Here is a 20,728-nt window from a genome sequence, read left to right on the forward strand (position 1 = left end):
CAAATCCTGAATTTAGGACTAAAAAAGGGCGAATTCACCTCATTTGCCAGCGCTGTTTGCAAGATTGTGCAGTCGATCTCCAGGAAAACCGACGTTTTGTCCTGGTGGCCACCCAAGAGGAGGCTGATGCTTATCCTTTGGAGGATGAAGAGCAAGAGCCTCTGGTTGCTAGTCAGCAATTTAACTTGTTAGAAACCATTGAGGATGAGGTTTTGCTGTCATTACCCTTGATTCCAAAGCATCCTGAGGGATTCTGTGAGACTCATGCCTCCATTTTTGGGGATGAGGAGTCTGGTGGTGAGCTTGGGGAGCGTGAAAACCCCTTTAACATATTGAAAAATATGAAGAAAAACTAACAATTCAGGCTTTTTGGGGTCTATTGTTTTAGGAGAGCTTGGCAAATAAATCAAGCATTTAGACGCTTTTCCATGCTAGAATATCGCCTTGCTCTTAGAGTTCATTATGTCATTATGGCCGTTCAACAAAACAAAAAATCACCTTCCAAACGTGGCATGCATCGTGCGCACGACTTTTTGACCGCACCTGCTACGGCTGTTGAAGCCACAACTGGTGAGGCTCATTTGCGCCACCACATTTCACCTAACGGCTACTATCGTGGCCGTAAAGTTGTTAAAACCAAAAACGACTAATTTTTTAGTCCAATCAGATAGAAGCGGCTCCATTTAAGGCCGCTTTTTTCTTGGATAAATTACTTGCAGCAATCAATCAGTTTATGAGCGTTACTCTTGCTATTGATGCCATGGGCGGAGATCATGGAGTTGTCGTGACGGTACCTGCCGCCTGCGATTTCTTGCAAAAACATGCTGATGCCAAAATTGCTCTGGTGGGCAATCCCGATTTAATCAAAGAAGTGTTGAGTAAGTCTGCTCAAGCCCCGATAGACCGGATTCAAATTATTCCTGCCAGCGAAGTCGTGTTGATGGATGATCCCATTGAAGTAGCGCTGCGTCGCAAAAAAGATTCTTCAATGCGTGTGGCAATTGAGCAGGTCAAAGATGGCACTGCTGATGCAGTGATCTCTTCTGGCAATACTGGGGCGTTGATGGCGATTTCCCGTTACATCCTCAAAACCCTTGATGGCGTTGACCGCCCAGCGATTGCTACAGCCATTCCCAATGAGTTGGGCCGTGGCACTACTATGCTGGATTTGGGTGCTAATGCTGACTGTGAGCCAATTCACTTGGTGCAGTTTGCCCAAATGGCAAACGTCATGGTGCAAGTGGTTGATGGCAAAGAAAACCCCTCTATTGGCCTACTCAACATTGGTGAAGAGGTCATCAAAGGCAATGAAGTCGTGAAGCAAACTAGCGAGTTGCTGCGCCAAACCAATTTAAATTTCTACGGCAACGTAGAAGGTAATGATATTTTCAAGGGCACAACCGATATTGTTGTATGCGATGGCTTTGTTGGTAATGTCGTACTCAAGGCTAGCGAAGGTCTGGCGAAAATGATGAGCGGATTGATTCGTGAAGAATTCAATCGTTCTGTATTAACCAAGTTCATGGCCATTTGTGCCATGGTCCCATTGCTACGTGTGCGTAAGCGTGTCGACCACCGTCGCTACAACGGCGCCGTCTTGTTAGGTTTGCGCGGTTGTGTCATTAAGAGTCATGGCTCTGCTGACCGTTTTGCATTTGGCTTTGCATTAGATCGTGCATATGAAGCGGCCAAAAACCGTATGGTAGAGCGGATTGCTGCTGCCTTTGTGGTGGAGACGAAAGTATGAGTATTTTTGCAAGAGTAGCTGGCACTGGAAGTTATCTTCCGCAGCAGCGTTTGACTAATCAAGACTTGGTAGAGCGTTTAGCCAAGTCTGGTCTTGAGACAAGTGATGAGTGGATTAGGACTCGTAGCGGTATTTCAGCGCGCCACTTTGCCGCAGACCATGAGCTTACAAGTGATCTAGCTGTTAAAGCAGCACTAGCGGCACTGACTAGCGCGGGAATGACTTCAGAAGATTTAGACCTCATTATTTTGGCGACCTCTACTCCGGATCACCTGGGTGGCTTTCCCAGTACTGCCTGCGTAGTTCAAGATAAATTAGGTGCTCACACATCGTGCGCAGCATTTGACGTACAAGCAGTCTGTGCTGGTTTCACTTATGCGCTCGCGACTGCTGATGCCTTTATTCGTTCTGGTTCGTATAAGAAAGTATTAGTGATTGGCGCCGAAACCTTTTCTCGCATATTGGATTTTCAGGATCGCGGCACATGCGTATTGTTTGGTGATGGCGCGGGCGCGGTAGTTCTAGAAGCTTCACCTGAGCCAGGAATTTTGTCTTCCGCTTTGCATGCTGATGGTAGTCAGCGCAATATTTTGTGTGTGCCTGGCCGCTCTGGTAATGGTTCAGTGCATGGCTCACCATTCATGACGATGGATGGCCAAGCTGTATTTAAATTGGCTGTGAAGGTGTTAGAGCAAGTGGCTCATGAGGTTTTGGAGAAAGCCAATCTCAAGCCTGAACAAATTGATTGGTTGGTTCCGCATCAAGCAAATATCCGCATCATGGAAGGTACTGCTAAAAAGATGGGCATGTCGATGGATAAGGTGATTGTGACGGTTCATGAGCATGGCAATACATCTGCCGCCTCTATTCCTTTGGCTTTGGATGCGGGTGTGCGTTCTGGTCAAATTCAACGCGGTCAATATCTCTTGTTAGAAGGTGTTGGCGGTGGCTTTGCCTGGGGAGCGGTTGCTCTCAAGTATTAATTCGGTGTTCATTCAGCGTTAAGTCAGTATTAGCCAGCATATATTCCATTTCTACTCTTCGATACATTAATCCCATGACATTTGCATTTGTTTTTCCTGGACAAGGTTCTCAATCGGTAGGCATGCTCAATTCCATTGCGCAGCGCCCTGAAGTGCGTACGACATTGCAAGAAGCTTCTGAAGCATTGGGAGAAGATGTTGCAAAGCTGATTGCTGAAGGCCCTGCGGAGGCATTGTCTTTAACTACCAATACGCAACCAGTCATGTTGACTGCTGCTGTTGCTTTCTATCGTGCTTGGTTGGCGGCAGGCGGCCCTGCTCCAAAAGTGATGGCAGGTCATAGTCTGGGTGAATATTCCGCTTTGGTTGCAGCCGGCGTGATTGCTTTTAAAGATGCTGTTCCTTTGGTCCGTTTTCGTGCCGAAGCAATGCAAACTGCTGTCCCAGTTGGTACTGGCGGTATGGCGGCTATTTTGGGTTTAGATGATGCAACCGTCATCAAGGTGTGTACAGAAGCTAGCGATGTATCTGGTGGTGTGGTCGAGGCAGTGAATTTCAATGCGCCTGGACAGGTGGTTATTGCGGGTGCGAGTGATGCTGTGACCAAAGCTTGTGAGTTGCTCAAAGTGGCTGGAGCAAAACGGGCATTGCCACTGCCAGTATCCGCACCCTTTCATTCGTCTTTATTGCAACCAGCCTCCGAAAAGCTCAAGGGCTATTTAGCGAATATTGAATTTAAAGCGCCGAGTATTGATGTTATTAATAACGTGGATGTTGAAATCCTCAATGACCCTCAAGCCATTAAAGACGCTTTAGTGCGTCAAGCTGCTAAGCCAGTACGCTGGCAAGAAACGATTCAGGCGATGGCAGCGCAGGGTGTGACTCAAGTAATCGAGTGTGGTCCGGGCAAGGTATTAGCGGGACTCACTAAGCGCATTCATGATCAAGTCACTGGACTGCCAGTCTTTGATGAAGCCAGCTTAAATGATGTGTTGGCTAGTTTGAAGTAATCAGTAAATCGACTACGAAACAACTAACAGAATAATTAACTAAGCAATTAACTAAGTATTCAATACAGACAATTAATAACCAATATGAAATTGAAATACTGGAAGACATATGAATCTTGATATAAGCGGACAAATTGCCCTGGTCACTGGTGCTTCTCGCGGTATTGGGCAAGCTATTGCAGACGAGCTAGTTAAGTGCGGCGCCAAGGTCATTGGTACAGCCACTTCTGAGGCAGGTGCTAAAGCGATCGATGATCGTCTTCAGTCTTCTGGTGGCAAAGGTTTGGTATTGGATGTAACTAAACCGGGCGCCTGCGAGGAAATGATCGATCTCGTGGTGAAAGAATTTGGTGGTATCAATATTTTGGTAAATAACGCTGGTATTACTCGTGACAACTTGGCAATGCGCATGAAGACCGATGAGTGGACTGATGTCATTGATACCAACTTAAGTGCAGTTTTTCGCTTATCTCAAGCCGTATTACGCCCTATGATGAAAGCGCGTGGTGGTCGAATTATTAATATCACCTCAATTGTGGGTCACATGGGCAATCCTGGTCAGGCCAATTACGCCGCGGCAAAATCGGGTGTTTCTGGCATGACGCGCGCTTTAGCTCGCGAAATCGGTAGCCGTGATATCACTGTGAATTGTGTAGCTCCAGGCTTTATTGATACCGATATGACCCGAGCTTTGAGTGAAGAGCAGCAAAATGCACTAAAAGTGAACATTCCGCTGGCGCGCTTGGGTAGTCCTGAGGATGTAGCCCAGGCAGTAGCCTTTTTGGCCTCTCCAGCAGCGGGATACATCACGGGAAATACCTTACATGTCAATGGCGGCCTATATTTGGCCTAATGGAATGCGGGATTTTGTTATTTTTTAGCGGATTTGCTAAATGCGTCCGCCAAGCTGATAAAATCCTTCCATCGTTTTTTACAACCCCTGGGGAAATTAATGGACAACATCGAACAACGCGTTAAGAAAATCGTCGCTGAGCAATTAGGCGTCGCAGAAGGAGATATCAAAAATGAATCTTCTTTCGTGAACGACTTGGGCGCTGACTCTCTTGACACTGTTGAGCTGGTTATGGCTTTGGAAGATGAATTCGGTATCGAAATTCCTGATGAGGAAGCTGAAAAAATCACCACAGTTCAGCTCGCGATCGACTTTGCTAAGTTAAAAGCTCAGGGTTAATTCCCTAGTTTAGGCATTACCGTGTCAGTATCAAACGGCCGACGCCGGGTAGTAGTCACCGGCCTTGGCCTCATCTCACCTGTTGGTAATTCGGTTGACGTAGCTTGGTCTAATTTGCTTGCTGGCAAGTCAGGTATTGCTACGATCACCAAGTTTGACCACACTCCACTGAGCGTGCATTTCGCTGGAGAGGTGAAAGATTTCAATGTCGAAGAATATGTTTCTGCCAAAGAAGCGCGTCATATGGATACCTTTATCCATTACGGTATTGCTGCTGGTACGCAAGCTATTCGCGATAGTGGACTAGAGATCACCGAGCAAAATGCCGAGCGCGTAGGCGTGATGGTCGGCTCTGGGATTGGTGGTCTGCCAATGATTGAAGAGACTGGCGCCGAGCTCTTGGCGCGCGGTCCACGCCGTATCTCCCCATTCTTTGTGCCTGGCTCAATCATCAATATGATTTCTGGTCACTTAAGTATTTTGTTTGGCCTCAAAGGCCCTAACGTCGCTGCAGTGACTGCCTGTACAACCGGTTTGCATAGCATCGGTTTGGCTGCGCGGTTAATTCAATATGGCGATGCAGATGTCATGATTGCCGGTGGCGCTGAGTCAACCATTTCTGCTTTAGGTGTCGGTGGTTTTGCATCTGCCAGAGCACTTTCAACTCGCAACGATGATCCTGCCACTGCATCTCGTCCTTGGGATAAAGACCGTGATGGTTTTGTTCTGGGCGAAGGTGCTGGCGTTCTCGTGCTCGAAGAGTATGAGAACGCAAAAGCGCGTGGCGCAAAAATCTATTGTGAGTTGCTCGGCTTTGGTATGAGTGGTGATGCGTATCATATGACTGCGCCAAATATGGATGGCCCACGTCGTTGCATGGTCAATGCAATGCGTGATGCCCAGCTTAATCCCGATCAAATTCAGTATTTGAACGCCCACGGTACCTCGACCCCATTGGGCGATAAGAATGAAACCGAAGCTATCAAGGCGGCCTTAGGCGATCACGCTAAAAAAGCTTTGATTAACTCTACCAAGTCAATGACTGGCCACCTGTTGGGCGGCGCTGGCGGCTTGGAGTCTGTATTTACGATTCTGGCGCTTCATCACCAGAAATCGCCTCCTACGATCAATATCTTTAATCAAGATCCTGAGTGTGATTTGGACTACTGTGCCAATACTGCTAGGGATGTGAAAATCGACCATGCAGTCAAAAACAACTTTGGCTTTGGTGGTACTAACGGCACCTTGATTTTTGGTAAGCTGACCTAATATTCTTCAATATCTTCATTATTGGTTTTTACCAAGTAGGTCTATAGCATGATGAAAAAGCACTTTATTGCGCTCTTGACTGTATTGAGTCTTGGGCAAATCGCATTTATTTCGTCTGTTAGCGCTCAAAATCCTCGAGTAACAATCCCAGATTTTGCAGACTTGGTTGAGCGCGCAAGTCCTGCAGTAGTGAATATCCGCACTACTGAAAAAATAATCGTGCAACAGTCTCAGGGTGGATTTCCAGGAATGCCAGAAGACCAGGCGGAATTTTTCCGTCGTTTCTTTGGCGTGCCTATTCCCGGCATGCCCAGTGGACCCAAGCAGGCACAACCTAATCCTGGAAAGCCTCAAGAAGCTGATAGAGGTGTGGGCTCTGGTTTCATTATTGAATCTAATGGATTGATTCTGACAAATGCTCACGTAGTCGAAGGGGCATCTACAATTTATGTCACCTTAACCGATAAGCGTGAGCTCAAAGCCAAGTTATTGGGCATGGATAAGCGCACTGATGTGGCGGTTGTCAAAATTGACGCGCGTGATTTACCAAGACTTCCCTTGGGCGACTCATCTAAGGTGAGAGTGGGTGAGTGGGTACTGGCAATTGGCTCTCCATTTGGTCTAGAGAACACCGTAACCGCAGGCATTGTCTCGGCCAAGAGCCGCGATACTGGCGACTATCTTCCCTTTATTCAAACTGACGTTGCAGTAAATCCAGGTAACTCTGGTGGTCCATTGCTCAATACTGCTGGCCAAGTGATTGGCATTAATTCTCAAATTTTTAGTCGCTCCGGTGGCTATATGGGGATTTCATTTGCCATTCCAATTGATGAGGCAATGCGCGTAGCTGATCAGTTGCGTACTAACGGCAAGATGACTCGTGGCCGAATTGGCGTTGCTTTAGGTGAAATGACAAAAGAGGTGGCTGAGAGTTTAGGTCTTGGCAAGCCTCGTGGTGCATACGTACGTAGTGTGGAAGCGGGTGGCCCTGCTGCGGCTGGGGGGATTGAGCCAGGCGATGTGATCCTGAGCTTTAATGGACGTGAGATCAACAAATCCACCGACCTACCTCGCGTAGTTGGTGAAACCAAGCCAGGCACTTCGGTCGTTGTACAAGCTTGGCGTAAGGGTGCTACTAGGGATTTAACTGTGACAGTAGCGGATTCTGACTCTTTGCAGGCTGCTAACAAAAAGCCTGATATTCCTGCCGCAAACGGAAATGGTGTGAATATTTTTGGAGTGGCAGTTGTAGATTTATCAGATGTTAAAAAGAAGGAATTGAACATCAAAGGCGGCGTTGAAGTGACGGGTCTAAGTGATGGCTCCTTAGCAAGAGCAGGGGTCCGCCCTGGGGATGTCATCATCCGGGTGGCCGATACCGATATTACCGCCGTAAAGCAGTTTGAGGCCCTAGCTAAGGGTCTGGATGCAAACAAAGCTGTCCCGGTATTTATTCGCCGTGGCGATAGCACCTTGGTTATCCCTGTAAGACCTAAATAAGCCCTTTTTAGGCTAAAAAAATGAGGTTCGGCGCCTTTTGGGCGCCACCCATTACAATCATCTGAAGACGACTTTTTGCAGCGCATCATTGTGGTGCGTTCTGACAAGGCGTTTTTTGAATTACTTAATAAGACGCTATGGATTTAATCCGCAATTTTTCTATTATCGCCCACATCGATCACGGCAAATCAACGCTTGCTGATCGCATTATTCAGTTGTGTGGCGGTCTCTCTGACCGCGAAATGGAAGCCCAGGTTCTGGACTCAATGGATATTGAGCGTGAGCGAGGTATCACCATTAAGGCCCAAACCGCAGCACTCAATTACAAAGCTAAAGACGGCAAGATTTACAACATCAACTTGATTGATACCCCAGGGCACGTTGACTTTTCCTATGAGGTAAGTCGCTCCTTATCTGCTTGTGAGGGTGCTCTCTTGGTGGTTGATGCCAGTCAAGGCGTTGAAGCGCAAACAGTAGCGAACTGTTACATGGCCCTCGAGTTAGGTGTCGAGGTTGTTCCTGTTCTCAATAAGATTGATTTGCCACAAGCCGATCCGGATCGCGCAAAAAAAGAAATAGAGGATGTCATTGGTATTGATGCATCTGAAGCAGTTACTTGTTCTGCTAAGACTGGTATGGGCGTAGCCGATGTGATCGAAGAAATGATTGCTAAAGTGCCGCCACCAAAAGGCAATTCAGCCGACCCATTACAAGCCTTGATTATTGACTCCTGGTTTGACAACTATGTTGGTGTTGTCATGTTGATCCGTGTAGTCAATGGCACTCTAAAGCCTAAAGAGAAAATTACCCTCATGGCTAATGGTTCAAGTCATTTGGTTGAGCACGTTGGTGTCTTTAGTCCGAAATCAGTTGATCGCCCAGAGTTATCTGCTGGTCAAGTGGGCTTTGTGATTGCGGGCATTAAAGAACTAAAAGCCGCTAAAGTTGGTGACACCGTCACACACTCTCCTGGACAACAAGGTCGTGTTCCCGCAGCACAGCCGCTGCCTGGTTTTAAAGAAGTCAAGCCACAAGTGTTTGCTGGCTTATATCCAGTTGAGGCTAGTGAGTACGATCAATTGCGTGAATCACTGGAGAAGCTCAAGTTAAATGATGCATCTCTCTTGTATGAGCCGGAAGTCTCTCAGGCTTTAGGATTTGGATTCCGTTGTGGTTTCTTAGGTTTGCTCCATATGGAGATTGTGCAAGAGCGTCTAGAGCGCCAGTACGGCATGAACCTGATAACGACTGCGCCGACTGTGGTGTATCAGGTGCAGCAGTCCGATGGCACAGTCATCATGGTCGATAACCCATCCAAGATGCCTGAAACCAGTAAGGTTGATACGATTCTGGAGCCGATTGTTACGGTGAACCTCTATATGCCTCAGGAGTATGTGGGTTCGGTAATTACTTTGTGTGTTGGTAAGCGCGGCATTCAGACGAGAATGAACTATCTCGGTCGCCAAGTCCAACTCACTTATGAATTGCCAATGGCGGAGATTGTCCTTGATTTCTTTGATCGATTGAAATCGATTTCTCGTGGTTATGCATCGATGGATTATGAATTCAAGGAATATCGTCCGGCTGATGTAGTGAAGGTTGATATTTTGATTAATGGCGACCGTGTGGATGCGCTGTCTGTGATTGTTCACCGTAGCAATAGTCAGCATCGTGGTCGTGAAGTGGTTTCTAAAATGCGCGGCATTATTCCTCGTCAAATGTTTGATGTGGCGATTCAAGCGGCCATTGGTAGCAATATTGTGGCCCGTGAAAACGTGAAAGCCTTGCGCAAGAACGTATTGGCCAAATGTTATGGCGGCGATATATCTCGTAAGCGCAAATTATTAGAGAAGCAAAAAGAAGGTAAGAAACGTATGAAGCAGGTGGGTAACGTTGAAATTCCGCAAGAAGCGTTCTTGGCTATTTTGCAATTGGAGGATTAATGAACTTTGCTCTCATTCTCTTTGTCTTGGTAATTGTCTCTGGCATTGCTTGGCTTGCTGACAAGATGTACTTTGCCCCACAGCGTCGTTTGGCTGGCAATGACCGTATGCCGCTTTGGTTAGAGTACACAGCTGGATTTTTTCCAGTCATTTGTGCTGTATTTGTGCTGCGCTCATTTATTGTCGAGCCATTTAAGATTCCATCTGGCTCAATGATTCCTACATTGCAGATTGGCGATTTTATTTTGGTGAATAAATTTACCTATGGAATCCGTTTGCCAGTGATTAATCAAAAAGTCATCACGCTGGGATCTCCAAAGCGTGGTGATGTAGTGGTATTCCGTTATCCCCGTGATGAATCTGTTGATTACATCAAGCGGGTTGTAGCTTTGCCTGGTGATGAGATCACCTATGAAGATAAGCGTTTAAAGATTAATGGTCTGCCATTGCAATACAGCGGTGGCGAGCCATACCTTGATCCTGAGAATATGCGCTATGCCAAGCGCTATACGGAAACGTTCCCAGTGGATTTAGGCGGCAATCGTCATGACATCCTCAACGACTCAGATCGCCCTTCAGCAGTGTTCCCAACAGAGCGTTTTCCAGGTGCTGAATTTTGCCAATACCAGCAGACAGGTCTGACTTGTAAAGTACCGGCTGGGCATTATTTTGCAATGGGTGATAACCGAGACAATAGTGCGGATTCTCGCTACTGGGGTTTTGTACCTGATAAGAATATTGTTGGCAAAGCTTTTTTTGTTTGGCTTAATCTAGGCAATCTAGGTCGCATCGGTAGCTTCGAGTAAATTTCATGAACGTGCGCTCCGTCATCGAAACAGCCCCACTTCAAGAGCGTCTTGGATATCAATTCAAGAAACCTGAGTTATTGCATCAAGCCTTGACACATCGTAGTCATAGCAAAAAAAATAATGAGCGTTTGGAGTTTTTGGGCGACTCTATTCTCAATTGTGTCGTTGCTGATTTGTTGTACGAGCGTTATTCAGATTTGGATGAAGGAGATCTTTCTCGTGTGCGGGCAAATCTGGTTAAACAACAGGCCTTATATGAGATTGCTCAAACACTCTCTTTATCCGATTATCTGCGCTTGGGTGAGGGTGAGCTTAAGAGTGGTGGCTTTCGTCGTCCATCGATTTTGGCCGACACTCTGGAAGCGGTAACCGGTGCCATCTTTTTGGACGGCGGTTTTGATGCCGCAAAAGATTGCCTAAGAAAGCTGTACTCATTGATTCTGTCGCAAGTTGATCCTAAAACTTTGGGTAAAGATGACAAAACCCTATTGCAGGAATGTTTGCAAAGTTATCAGTTGCCATTGCCAACTTATAACGTTACTGGAACTACTGGGGCGGCGCATAACCAGCAATTTGAAGTGGAGTGCTTGATACCAAGTCTGAAAGTGTCAGTAAAAGGTGAGGGTGCTTCCCGTCGTGCCGCTGAGCAATCGGCTGCAAAGGCGGCCTTGCTTGCGGTTTTAAAAGCATTGCCACAAGAATCTCGTAAGCCGAAGAAGACTCGGTCTGCCAAGAAAAAAGCGGCTAAAAAAGAAGTAGCCGAAGAGCAGTTAAATCTTAAGCTGAAGGGCTAATCGTGTTTAGATGCGGCACTATCGCCATTGTGGGACGCCCCAATATGGGCAAATCCACTTTACTGAATGCATTAGTTGGGCAAAAAATCAGCATTACTTCTCGTAAAGCACAAACCACACGCCACCGCATTTTGGGGATTCAGAATCGCGAAGAGGCTCAATTTATTTTTATCGATACGCCAGGCTTTCAGACACGTCTGATGAATACCTTGAATAAGGCGTTAAACAGAACGGTGACTACTGCGCTGCAAGACGTCAATGTCGCCTGTTTTGTTGTTGAAGCTGGGTACTTTGGCGAGGATGATAAAAAGGTGCTCAAGCTTTTGCCCGATAACTTGCCGGTAATTCTGGTGCTTAATAAATTGGATTTATTTAATAGTCGCTTTCAGTCGCCATCTGAGCGTGATCAGGCACTGCTAAACTTTATTAAAGAGATGGCTCGTCCTTGGTGTGAGTTAGACGGTCACGAAGATCAGAAGAGCGAGTTTGCTGAGATTGTTCCAATGAGTGCGAAAAGCCCTGGTGATATTGAAAGACTGCTTGATGTGCTTGAGGGCTACTTGCCTGAGGGTGAGCCAGTTTACGATGGCGACACCATTACTGATCGCAGCGAGCGCTTCTTAGCAGCAGAAATCCTCCGTGAAAAAGTGTTTCGCTTTACGGGTGAAGAGCTGCCTTACACCAGTACTGTAGTGATTGATCAATTCAAGATGGATGGCAAGATGCGCCGTATTGCAGCCACAATTCTGGTTGATCGTGATAGTCATAAGGCAATGATCATTGGCCAAAAGGGCGAGCGTCTAAAAAAGATTTCAACGGATGCCCGCATCGATATGGAAAAGCTCTTTGATGGCAAAGTCTTCCTAGAGACTTGGGTGAAAGCCAAGCGTGGCTGGGCAGATGATCGCGCTGAATTACGGGCGCAGGGATTGGAATAATTCCTCATGGCCTCGATTCGCGTGGTTGACGAGCCTGCTTTTGTATTGCATAGCATTCCCTATAAAGAAACCAGCCTCATACTGGATGTTTTCACCCGTCAGTATGGGCGCATGGCTTTAATTGCTAAAGGCGCTAAACGTCCTCGCTCAACATTACGCCCAGTGTTGCAACGTTTTCAACCGCTCTTGGTGTCTTGGAGTGGTAAGTCTGAGCTTCGCACCCTCACTAAATCGGAGTGGGTTGGTGGCATGCCTTTCTTAGTTGGTGATGCGCTACTGTGTGGTTTCTATCTCAATGAACTGCTTGTAAAGTTTTTGGCTCGCGAGGATGAATATGAAAAACTCTACGATCGTTATGCGCAGACGATTAATGCATTATCTAATCTCGAGTTCGAATCTAAAGGCTTGGAGGAAATTCTGCGTCCATTTGAGCTCTCTCTATTGCAGGAGACTGGTTATGCTGCTGCCCTAGATCGCTGCGTGGAAACCAATCAAGCTCCTGATGCTGATACCGAGTATGTCTATCAACCCGAACGTGGCGTGCGTCCAGCCCAAGGGGATGATCCAGGGCATTGGCCGGTGCTGACCGGCAAATCCTTGCTGGCTATTGCGGCGGGTGATTTTTCAGAGGCGCAGACGCTCTCAGAAAGCAAGCAATTAATGCGCTTTCTCTTGGGATTGCATTTACAGGACCGGGTATTGACTACCCGTCAAATTTTGATTGATTTAAAAAAATCTAGTAATCTACAGATATGAGCATAGGCCCAACCTTAGAACTTGGAATCAATATTGATCATGTTGCGACTTTGCGTAACGCGCGAGGGACTGTGTATCCAGATCCACTGCGAGCAGCTAAGTTAGCAGAAGATGCTGGCGCTGATTTAATTACCTTGCATTTACGCGAAGATCGTCGCCATATAAAGGATGCAGATCTGTTTGCTTTACGCCCCCTGATTAAAACCCGCATGAACTTGGAGTGCGCAGTTACACCCGAGATGATTGCGATTGCCTGTCAAGTGAAGCCCCACGATGTTTGCCTGGTCCCGGAGAAACGTGAAGAGGTGACTACAGAGGGTGGTTTAGATGTGCTGAGTCATTTTGAAGCAGTAAAAAAGGCAACCCAACAATTAAAAGATGCAGGCATACGGGTCTCGTTGTTTATTGATCCTGAGAAGCAGAAAATTCAGGCTGCTCAGGATGTGGGTGCCACGGTAGTCGAGCTACATACCGGCAGATATGCTGATGTATCTGGTGTAGAGCAGGCTGCTGAACTAGAGCGTATTCGTAATGCCGCAAGCTTTGGCAAGAGTATTGGCCTTCGAGTCAACGCGGGCCATGGATTGCATGAGGGCAATGTGATGCCGGTTGCAGCGATTCCTGAGTTATCGGAGTTAAATATTGGTCATGCGATTGTGGCTGAGGCTTTATTTAAGGGTTGGCAAAACGCGATTGAGGATATGAAGGCCTTAATGGTTCGAGCTCGACATCAAGACCATATCCGACCTCTTTAATTACGAATACTTATGATCATTGGCATCGGTACGGATATATTGCAGATTAGTCGTTTGCAAGCTGCCTATGATCGCACTAATGGTCGTTTGGCTGAGAAGATTTTGGGGCCAGATGAGTTATTGGTCTTTCAGAATCGTCTAGCCAGAAATCACAAGCGCGGTATTGCATTCTTGGCCACCCGATTTGCGTCAAAAGAAGCTTTTTCAAAGGCGATTGGGTTGGGAATGAGAATGCCAATGACGTGGCGTTCACTCCAGACTCTAAATGAACCTAGTGGTAAGCCTGTGACGAGTTATCGAGGTGCTTTGGCGCAATTTATGCAGGATCAAAATTGGGAAGCACAGGTGACGGTGAGTGATGAGCAAGATATGGCCATTGCTCATGTAATTGTTACGCAAAAGTAAGCGCAAATTATTCATATTGAATGAAGGTTTACGTCTTGGTGGAATGGCCAACTGTGGCAAGCATTTTCCGGGGCACGGTTGGGCAGAAGCAGACTCTCAGACTCTCATATTGCTATCCCAGTTGATGAGCGCTCCTTGTCAGAAATTCTGAACGATGATGCCAAGCCTTATGAATGGTTGGATCTCAGTTTGGCAGCTGTGATGCCGGCTCATGTGATCTATCCAAAGGTAGACAAGAATCCTGCTGGCTTTTCTAAAATTTGGTTGCATTCCATTCTTCGTCAGGAGCTAGGTTTTGAAGGTGCGATCTTTAGTGACGACCTTTCCATGGAAGGAGCTAGCGTTGCAGGCTCAGTAGTCAAAGGTGCTGAAATGGCGCTTGATGCAGGTTGCGACGCAGTATTGATTTGTAATCGCCCAGATTTGGCCGATCAATTGCTGAGTCAGCTCAAAGTGAGCAAGGCTAAGCAATTAGAATCAGCAATGTGCTTAAATCGCTTAATGCCAACAGCATCTTTTAGAACGTGGGATATATTGCAAGAGGAGGCTGAGTATCAGCACGCCAAGGGATTATTGCAACAACTAAAATTAATCACTTGATGATTTAAGCGACCCAGGAAGGCTCGGGTGTGACTCATTGGGTAAGAAAATAGGCAAGAAAAAAGCCCGGCTGGCCGGGCTTTTTAACATCAGTAGCTAGCTAATTAGTTAGCGCGGCTACGATATTCACCAGTACGAGTATCGATTTCGATCTTATCGCCAGTGTTGCAAAACAAGGGCACTTGCAATTCATAGCCAGTAGCTAATTTTGCTGTCTTTAATACTTTCCCTGAGCTGGTGTCGCCTTTGACTGCAGGTTCTGTGTAAGTGATCTCGCGAATGAGTGAGTTAGGCATTGCAACGGAGAGCGCTTTGCCTTCGTAGAATACAACTTCGCATGGCATACCTTCTTCGAGGTAGTTCAATGCATCACCCATGAATTCAGATTCCACTTCATATTGGTTGTAATCACTGTCCATGAATACATACATTGGGTCTGCAAAGTAAGAATAAGTACACTCTTTTTTATCTAGGATCACGACATCAAATTTGTCATCCGCTTTGTAAACGCCTTCGTTGGGCGCGCTAGTTAACAAATTCTTAAATTTCATTTTCACAACAGAGGAGTTGCGGCCTGAGCGGCTGTATTCGGCCTTTAATACGACCATGGCATCGGCGCCAATCATAACTACGTTACCAACGCGGAGTTCTTGTGCTGTTTTCATCTTGCTATTCCTGGCGCAGAGTGATTTCTGCGGTTTTTATCAAAAACAAGATTGTAACCGCCCGCAAGGCTTTATTGCTTGGCTCTAGGTGACAAACCGCAGTAGGCGTGCTGCCAGGCCACCATCCCCTTGTTTTTGAAGTAATTGGCTGCGCCAGGTCTTGGCATGAGTCTGCCAAGCATCTATTGATTCAAGCCATTCACTGGGCATTGCCCAGGTCATTGCCGTAATGGTAGCAAGTCTGAGGTCCTGATTGGCGTTTTCAAGGTAGAGGTCTAAGAAGGCAGCTAACTTCACTTCATGAGCGCGATCTTCCTGAGGATAGATGTGCCAAATAAAAGGTTTTCCTGCTAGCTGGGCGCGCACAAAAGAGTCCTCTCCGCGAACAATATTAAAGTCGCATTGAGATAAAACCCAGTCATATTCATCCTGCGATACAAATGGCATGGAACGTAGTAGAACGTTCGTTGGCAAATGAAGCGGTTGTTCGCCATAGAGATTTAACTGCTCCGCATGACCATGGGCAAGTATTACATCGACATTGTCACCAAGTGAGCTCAAACTCTCTAACCATTTTCGTAAGGGCGCTCCGGGGTAGCAGAAGATGCTGATGCGTTTGGCGCCAGGGCGCAGTTGCGACCAAACTGGTTTTAAATCCTCAGGGATTTTTTCTGCAACCAAATATCCTTCTGGCGGAACGGGGTCAATTAATAGACCGCCGACTTCATCTTGAAATCCAGGGAAGAAGAAATACTTTGCAATACCGTGCGATTGGGGGGAAGCCTTGGCATGAAAATCGGCAATCCAGGGTTCTGCGCTCAGATACTCTAAATTAATAATGATGGGTTTAATAGGTGCAACAAAGAGGCCTGCCAGATAGCGCTCGGGTAAGTCGCAGCCAAAGGCCTCAATTACCACGTCCGGTGTTTGTACTGGATGCCGTGAATTGCTAAAGCTTGCTTCCCAGGGTAGGAGATCAATTTTTTGCACAATTGCAGGTTCTACGCCAGAAGCGAGTAAATTGAGGGTTGGCAGGTCGTCGCAGAAAATGCGTACCTCTTGCCCATGAAGGCTTGATAAGCTTCGGGCTAGGCGCCAGCAAACACCAGTATCACCATAGTTATCGACGATTTGGCAGAAAATATCCCAACGCATGAGTAATTCGCTTTTCGAAACCCTTCAGCAGGATGTTAAACGGCTACCCGGATTGCCGGGGGTGTATCGCTTCTTTGATGAAGCGGGAAACATTTTGTATGTAGGCAAAGCGCGTAACCTTAAAAAGCGGGTATCGAGTTATTTTCAGTGTACACAGCTATCACCGCGTATTGAGCTGATGGTGGGCAAAATTGCCCGCTATGAAACTACAGTAACACGGACTGAAACAGAAGCCCTCATTCTAGAGAACAATCTCATTAAAGAGTTGGCTCCGCCTTTTAATATTCTGTTCCGCGACGACAAGTCTTATCCGTATGTGATGTTAACGGGGCATCAGTTTCCACGTTTAGCATCTTATCGCGGAAAAGTGGATAAACGTAATCATTACTTCGGGCCGTTCCCCAATAGCTGGGCTGTGCGCAATAGTGTGCAGATTTTGCAAAAAGTATTTCGCTTAAGAACTTGCGAAGACTCTGTGTTTAAAAATCGGAGTCGTCCTTGTTTATTGCATCAAATTCATCGTTGTAGCGCCCCGTGCGTTGGGCGTCTGAGTGTAGAACAGTATGGGCAGGATGTGGCCCAGGCAACGCGCTTTCTAGAGGGCGATCACTCTCGCGTTTTATCGGAGCTTGAAAAAGAGATGCATGCCCACAGCGAAGCGATGGAATTTGAAATGGCTGCAGTATTACGTGATCGGATTGCTGATCTCTCGAGTGTTTTGCAGCAGCAAGCTATGGATACAGTTGCTGAAGGCGAAGGTGATGTTGACATCATTGCTGTAGCGCAAATGGAAGGCATGGTTTGTGTCAATTTAGCCATGGTGCGTGGCGGCCGCCATTTGGGTGATAGAGCGTATTTTCCTAAAGGGTTACGAACAACATCTGGTCAACTTCCGGAGCCTACAGAAATTTTAGAGGCCTTCATCGCGCAGCATTATTTAGAGGAGCCTAGTTATGGTGAAGGCTCGCCAAGCAACTTAATCCCACCGGTATTAGTTTTAAATCATCCGCTGCGATCTACTGGCGATGATGTGACTCAGCTTGACGACGCTCCACCTGAAGATCTCCATGATCTATTAAATGCACAAGCTGGCAAAAAAATTACCTTCTTGCACCAGCCTCAAGGTCAACGACGCCATTGGCTAGCAATGGCTGAAGGCAATGCTAAGTTAGCTTTAACTAAACGTTTAGTAGAGACGGGCGGACAGTTAGCAAGGGCGCGAGCTTTGGTGGATATTCTTGGTTTGGATATTGAGGGCTTAGAACATTTACGGATTGAGTGTTTTGATATTAGCCACACCTCAGGGGAGGCTACCCAAGCTTCTTGTGTGGTCTATTCCAAGAATGCTATGCAATCGGGTGAATATCGTCGCTTTAATATTAACGACATTACACCGGGTGATGATTACGCAGCTATGCGTCAGGTATTGCAACGACGCTACGCCAACTTTCAGGAACTGCCGCCAGAAAAAATGCCACAAGTGATTTTGATTGATGGCGGTAAGGGCCAGGTTGAAATGGCAAGACAGGTGTTATCAGAATTCGGGATGGATGTCGGTTTGATCGCTGGTGTTGCCAAAGGCGAGGGGCGTAAAGTCGGTTTAGAAACCTTGATATTTGCAGATGGCCGCGAACCATTAGCCCTAGGAATTGATAGTGCAGCTTTATTGCTCATAGCTCAGATTCGAGATGAGGCTCATCGATTCGCCATTACCGGTATGCGGGCAAAGCGTGCTAAGGCTCGGACGGTATCGCGACTAGAGGAGATCGAAGGAATTGGCGCTAAAAGACGACAAAAGCTCTTAGCTCGCTTTGGGGGTCTAAAGGGTGTGGCGAACGCTAGTGTTGAGGAGATTGCGAGCGTTGAAGGGGTATCTATCACCTTGGCTGAACAGATTTATCGCCAGCTGCACTAAAGTAGTCACTCTATTTAGTTTATGCTTAGCAAATGCCATTCAATCTTCCTATTGCGCTAACTTGGCTGCGTGTTGCGGCAATCCCATTGCTGGTGGCAATCTTTTATGTTCCAAATTCTTTGTTTAGTCCGTTTGAAAAGAATCTCATCGGAGCAGTCATTTTCGTTTTGGCAGCACTGACTGATTGGTTAGATGGTTTTCTAGCGCGTCGGCTAAAACAAGAATCTGCCTTTGGTCAGTTCTTAGATCCTGTTGCGGATAAATTAATTGTGGCAGCAGCTCTCCTTGTTTTATTGAACATGGATCGTGTGCAAGTCTGGGTAGCTTTGGTCATCATCGGTCGAGAAATTACGATCTCCGCCTTAAGGGAGTGGATGGCACTGCTTGGGGCTGGGAAAAGCGTTGCTGTTCATATGGTTGGTAAGCTAAAAACGACTGCGCAACTTATCGCCATTCCTTTTTTGTTACTCAATGACACTTTATTTGGATGGTTGGATTGTGCTAAGTTGGGCACTTGGTTGATTTGGGTCGCAGCCTTTTTAACGCTTTGGTCAATGTTTTATTACCTAAAAAAGGCGTTGCCCCAATTGGTTGGCAAGGTGGATTAATACGATACACCCCCAGCCAGATTGGCTTTGCGGGCTCAGCGTTGATCCCGTTTTCACCCCTTCAATTAGGAATAATGCTTTCTTGGCGATTGTTTGTTAAACTATTGCCCTGTTTAGCCCTGTTTATGCGGGAATAGCTCAGCTGGTAGAGCGATACCTTGCCAAGGTATAGGTCGGGAGTTCGAACCTCCTTTCCCGCTCCAAGTTCGATGGGAAGCCCTGAAAAGCTTCCCATTTTTGATTTTGGTATATCTGGCGCGTTGGCCGAGTGGTTAGGCAGGAGCCTGCAAAGCTTCGTACGGGGGTTCGATTCCCTCACGCGCCTCCAGTAATTTTGCTTGACGAAATAGGTGCATCACCTAAAATGGTTTTAATTAATGTAAGCAAGATGCACGGACACTCTAAAGCGTAGACATGATCAAACCCCAAACCCTTAAAGTTAGCGCAATCACTTTATTTTTTCCGCAATCTTAGGTGCGTGTGCAATATCTGGCGATTCCCCATCCGGAACACCTGCTGAGGTACAAGAATTACAAACGCAACTTCTGGGCGATATGCCACTGCCACAGGGCGCAAAGATTGCTGGCTCTGACCCCATCATTATTGGCGGTGGTAATCAGTGGGTTGGCAGAGCAGTGGTCAATGCCTTGCAGGGTGCTACCGATGTGTATGCATTCTTTCAGTCCGAATATCCTAAATCTGGATGGACTATACAGTGAGAGCGCAGTAAAAGCAAAGTCCAGTATTTTAGTTTTTACCAAGGGCGATAGAACCGCAACAGTTGAAGTTGTTGAAGGGTCCCTTGGCGGACCCAAATCCATTATTGTGATAACTTCGTCTCCCAAGAATGCAAACGTGATTGTTCCAACGCGTAAGTAGTTCGTCAATTGCAGTTAATAAAAAAAAGCCTCTATTTAGAGGCCTTTTGTTTTGCGTCATTGATCTAACTAGAGATCCTCTGCACGGATTAGGCCAACTGCCTGACCTTCAATTGCAAAGATGGGGTGACGGCTATCCACCAGAATATTTTTGAAGTCCGGGTTCTCGGCTTGTAATTCAATCACCACCCCATTGGCGGTTTTCTTTTGCTGCCAACGCTTCACAGTGACTTCATCATCTAAGCGTGCAACAACAATATCGCCATTGCGCACCTTGGTTGTTTTTCTCACGGCCAAATAATCACCGTCTAATATTCCGGCATCACGCATGCTCATGCCTTTTACTTTTAATAAGTAATCAGCACCTTTGCTAAATAAGCTTGGATCAATCGGCACTTGTTTTTCAATATGCTCTACCGCCATGATGGGGGATCCTGCAGCAACTCTACCAATCAATGGCAATGTGAGTTGTTGTAGTGCGCCCGATGGGAGAGACAATTGACGATATTGATTTGAATGCTGCGTTTGATTGAATCGTTGCGGAATACGAATGCCGCGTGAGGTGCCTGGGGTTAATTCGATATAACCTTTTTTTGCCAGAGCACGTAGGTGCTCTTCAGCAGCGTTTGCAGATGCGAATCCAAGTTGGGTAGCAATTTCAGCTCGAGTCGGGGGAAGGCCACTCTCATCAATGGCTTTGGTGATGAGTTCCAAAATCTCGCTCTGGCGTGGAGTGAGTTTAGGGAGGGCAGTTAGCCCCTCTTGAAAATTGACTGTATTTATGTCCATACTGGGATTGTATACAG

22 protein-coding genes, 2 tRNA genes and 1 pseudogene are annotated in these 20,728 nt (G+C 46.7%); 22 read left to right on the plus strand and 3 right to left on the minus strand.

From position 1 onward, the window contains the following. Positions 1 to 56 precede the first annotated feature (56 nt). The 17 genes and pseudogenes from DXE33_RS09910 to nagZ form a co-directional block, all read left to right on the plus strand. Positions 57 to 356: a YceD family protein gene (locus tag DXE33_RS09910; protein WP_231970273.1), complete on the plus strand. Its 300-nt coding sequence runs from the start codon at positions 57 to 59 to the stop codon at positions 354 to 356. A 114-nt stretch (positions 357 to 470) separates the two neighbouring features. Continuing rightward, a complete protein-coding gene (gene rpmF, locus DXE33_RS00445) occupies positions 471 to 650 on the plus strand; it encodes a 50S ribosomal protein L32 (RefSeq protein ID WP_011902241.1) in 180 nt (59 codons plus the stop codon). Positions 651 to 733: 83 nt separating this feature from the next. Continuing rightward, positions 734 to 1,747, plus strand: coding sequence for a phosphate acyltransferase PlsX (gene plsX, locus DXE33_RS00450; RefSeq protein ID WP_114639670.1), 1,014 nt, complete (start codon positions 734 to 736; stop codon positions 1,745 to 1,747). Then, positions 1,744 to 2,730: a beta-ketoacyl-ACP synthase III gene (locus DXE33_RS00455; protein WP_114638167.1), complete on the plus strand. Its 987-nt coding sequence runs from the start codon at positions 1,744 to 1,746 to the stop codon at positions 2,728 to 2,730. The genes plsX and DXE33_RS00455 overlap by 4 nt, the downstream gene beginning before the upstream one ends. Positions 2,731 to 2,804: 74 nt before the next feature. Further along, positions 2,805 to 3,740, plus strand: a complete 936-nt coding sequence (gene fabD / locus DXE33_RS00460) for an ACP S-malonyltransferase (RefSeq protein WP_114638168.1) — start codon at positions 2,805 to 2,807, stop codon at positions 3,738 to 3,740. Positions 3,741 to 3,849: 109 nt separating this feature from the next. Beyond that, on the plus strand, positions 3,850 to 4,593 hold the full coding sequence (fabG, locus tag DXE33_RS00465; RefSeq protein ID WP_114638169.1) for a 3-oxoacyl-ACP reductase FabG: 744 nt from the start codon (positions 3,850 to 3,852) through the stop codon (positions 4,591 to 4,593). A gap of 99 nt (positions 4,594 to 4,692) precedes the next feature. After that, positions 4,693 to 4,932 carry an acyl carrier protein gene (acpP, locus tag DXE33_RS00470; protein ID WP_114638170.1) on the plus strand — a complete coding sequence of 80 codons (240 nt, stop codon included), beginning with the start codon at positions 4,693 to 4,695 and terminating at the stop codon, positions 4,930 to 4,932. A 21-nt stretch (positions 4,933 to 4,953) separates the two neighbouring features. Then, the gene (gene fabF / locus DXE33_RS00475; RefSeq protein WP_114638171.1) at positions 4,954 to 6,201 is read left to right on the plus strand and encodes a beta-ketoacyl-ACP synthase II; all 1,248 of its coding nucleotides are present in this window, start codon (positions 4,954 to 4,956) and stop codon (positions 6,199 to 6,201) included. Between the two features lie 48 nt (positions 6,202 to 6,249). Further along, positions 6,250 to 7,701, plus strand: coding sequence for a DegQ family serine endoprotease (locus tag DXE33_RS00480; protein ID WP_114638172.1), 1,452 nt, complete (start codon positions 6,250 to 6,252; stop codon positions 7,699 to 7,701). 137 nt (positions 7,702 to 7,838) lie between these two features. After that, on the plus strand, positions 7,839 to 9,644 hold the full coding sequence (lepA, locus tag DXE33_RS00485) for a translation elongation factor 4 (protein WP_114638173.1): 1,806 nt from the start codon (positions 7,839 to 7,841) through the stop codon (positions 9,642 to 9,644). Further along, entirely contained in the window at positions 9,644 to 10,450 is an 807-nt protein-coding gene (lepB, locus tag DXE33_RS00490) for a signal peptidase I (protein WP_114638174.1), read from the plus strand. Before lepA ends, lepB begins: the two co-directional genes overlap by 1 nt. A gap of 5 nt (positions 10,451 to 10,455) precedes the next feature. After that, positions 10,456 to 11,247, plus strand: a complete 792-nt coding sequence (gene rnc, locus DXE33_RS00495; RefSeq protein ID WP_114638175.1) for a ribonuclease III — start codon at positions 10,456 to 10,458, stop codon at positions 11,245 to 11,247. A gap of 44 nt (positions 11,248 to 11,291) precedes the next feature. Then, positions 11,292 to 12,185 (plus strand): GTPase Era, encoded by an 894-nt coding sequence (gene era, locus DXE33_RS00500; RefSeq protein ID WP_231970472.1) that lies wholly within the window; start codon positions 11,292 to 11,294, stop codon positions 12,183 to 12,185. 6 nt (positions 12,186 to 12,191) lie between these two features. Further along, positions 12,192 to 12,941 (plus strand): DNA repair protein RecO, encoded by a 750-nt coding sequence (recO, locus tag DXE33_RS00505; RefSeq protein ID WP_114638177.1) that lies wholly within the window; start codon positions 12,192 to 12,194, stop codon positions 12,939 to 12,941. Next, positions 12,938 to 13,696, plus strand: a complete 759-nt coding sequence (gene pdxJ, locus DXE33_RS00510; RefSeq protein WP_114638178.1) for a pyridoxine 5'-phosphate synthase — start codon at positions 12,938 to 12,940, stop codon at positions 13,694 to 13,696. Before recO ends, pdxJ begins: the two co-directional genes overlap by 4 nt. A gap of 12 nt (positions 13,697 to 13,708) precedes the next feature. Further along, positions 13,709 to 14,101: a holo-ACP synthase gene (acpS, locus tag DXE33_RS00515; RefSeq protein ID WP_114638179.1), complete on the plus strand. Its 393-nt coding sequence runs from the start codon at positions 13,709 to 13,711 to the stop codon at positions 14,099 to 14,101. Between the two features lie 16 nt (positions 14,102 to 14,117). Then, positions 14,118 to 14,701 (plus strand): annotated as a pseudogene (gene nagZ, locus DXE33_RS00520) (beta-N-acetylhexosaminidase); the annotation flags it as partial. A 104-nt stretch (positions 14,702 to 14,805) separates the two neighbouring features. Here the strand turns inward: nagZ and efp are convergent. Together efp and earP are read right to left on the minus strand one after the other, a co-directional pair. Continuing rightward, positions 14,806 to 15,366: an elongation factor P gene (gene efp, locus DXE33_RS00525; RefSeq protein ID WP_114638180.1), complete on the minus strand. Its 561-nt coding sequence runs from the start codon at positions 15,364 to 15,366 to the stop codon at positions 14,806 to 14,808. A gap of 84 nt (positions 15,367 to 15,450) precedes the next feature. After that, on the minus strand, positions 15,451 to 16,521 hold the full coding sequence (gene earP / locus DXE33_RS00530; protein ID WP_114638181.1) for an elongation factor P maturation arginine rhamnosyltransferase EarP: 1,071 nt from the start codon (positions 16,519 to 16,521) through the stop codon (positions 15,451 to 15,453). Between earP and uvrC the strand changes: the two genes are divergently transcribed. The 5 genes from uvrC (at position 16,520) to DXE33_RS09695 (ending at position 19,763) form a co-directional block, all read left to right on the plus strand. After that, positions 16,520 to 18,436, plus strand: coding sequence for an excinuclease ABC subunit UvrC (gene uvrC / locus DXE33_RS00535; protein ID WP_114638182.1), 1,917 nt, complete (start codon positions 16,520 to 16,522; stop codon positions 18,434 to 18,436). The genes earP and uvrC overlap by 2 nt on opposite strands. A gap of 32 nt (positions 18,437 to 18,468) precedes the next feature. Then, on the plus strand, positions 18,469 to 19,044 hold the full coding sequence (gene pgsA / locus DXE33_RS00540; RefSeq protein ID WP_114638183.1) for a CDP-diacylglycerol--glycerol-3-phosphate 3-phosphatidyltransferase: 576 nt from the start codon (positions 18,469 to 18,471) through the stop codon (positions 19,042 to 19,044). Positions 19,045 to 19,171: 127 nt separating this feature from the next. Then, a tRNA-Gly gene (locus DXE33_RS00545) sits at positions 19,172 to 19,247 on the plus strand. Between the two features lie 51 nt (positions 19,248 to 19,298). Then, positions 19,299 to 19,372, plus strand: a tRNA-Cys gene (locus DXE33_RS00550). Positions 19,373 to 19,598: 226 nt separating this feature from the next. After that, positions 19,599 to 19,763, plus strand: a complete 165-nt coding sequence (locus tag DXE33_RS09695; RefSeq protein WP_197711956.1) for a hypothetical protein — start codon at positions 19,599 to 19,601, stop codon at positions 19,761 to 19,763. A gap of 228 nt (positions 19,764 to 19,991) precedes the next feature. Here DXE33_RS09695 and lexA read toward each other — a convergent pair whose 3' ends face one another. Then, on the minus strand, positions 19,992 to 20,711 hold the full coding sequence (gene lexA, locus DXE33_RS00560) for a transcriptional repressor LexA (RefSeq protein WP_114638184.1): 720 nt from the start codon (positions 20,709 to 20,711) through the stop codon (positions 19,992 to 19,994). Positions 20,712 to 20,728 lie beyond the last annotated feature (17 nt).

The sequence above is a fragment of the Polynucleobacter necessarius genome (assembly GCF_900096765.1).
GTDB lineage: Bacteria > Pseudomonadota > Gammaproteobacteria > Burkholderiales > Burkholderiaceae > Polynucleobacter > Polynucleobacter necessarius_F.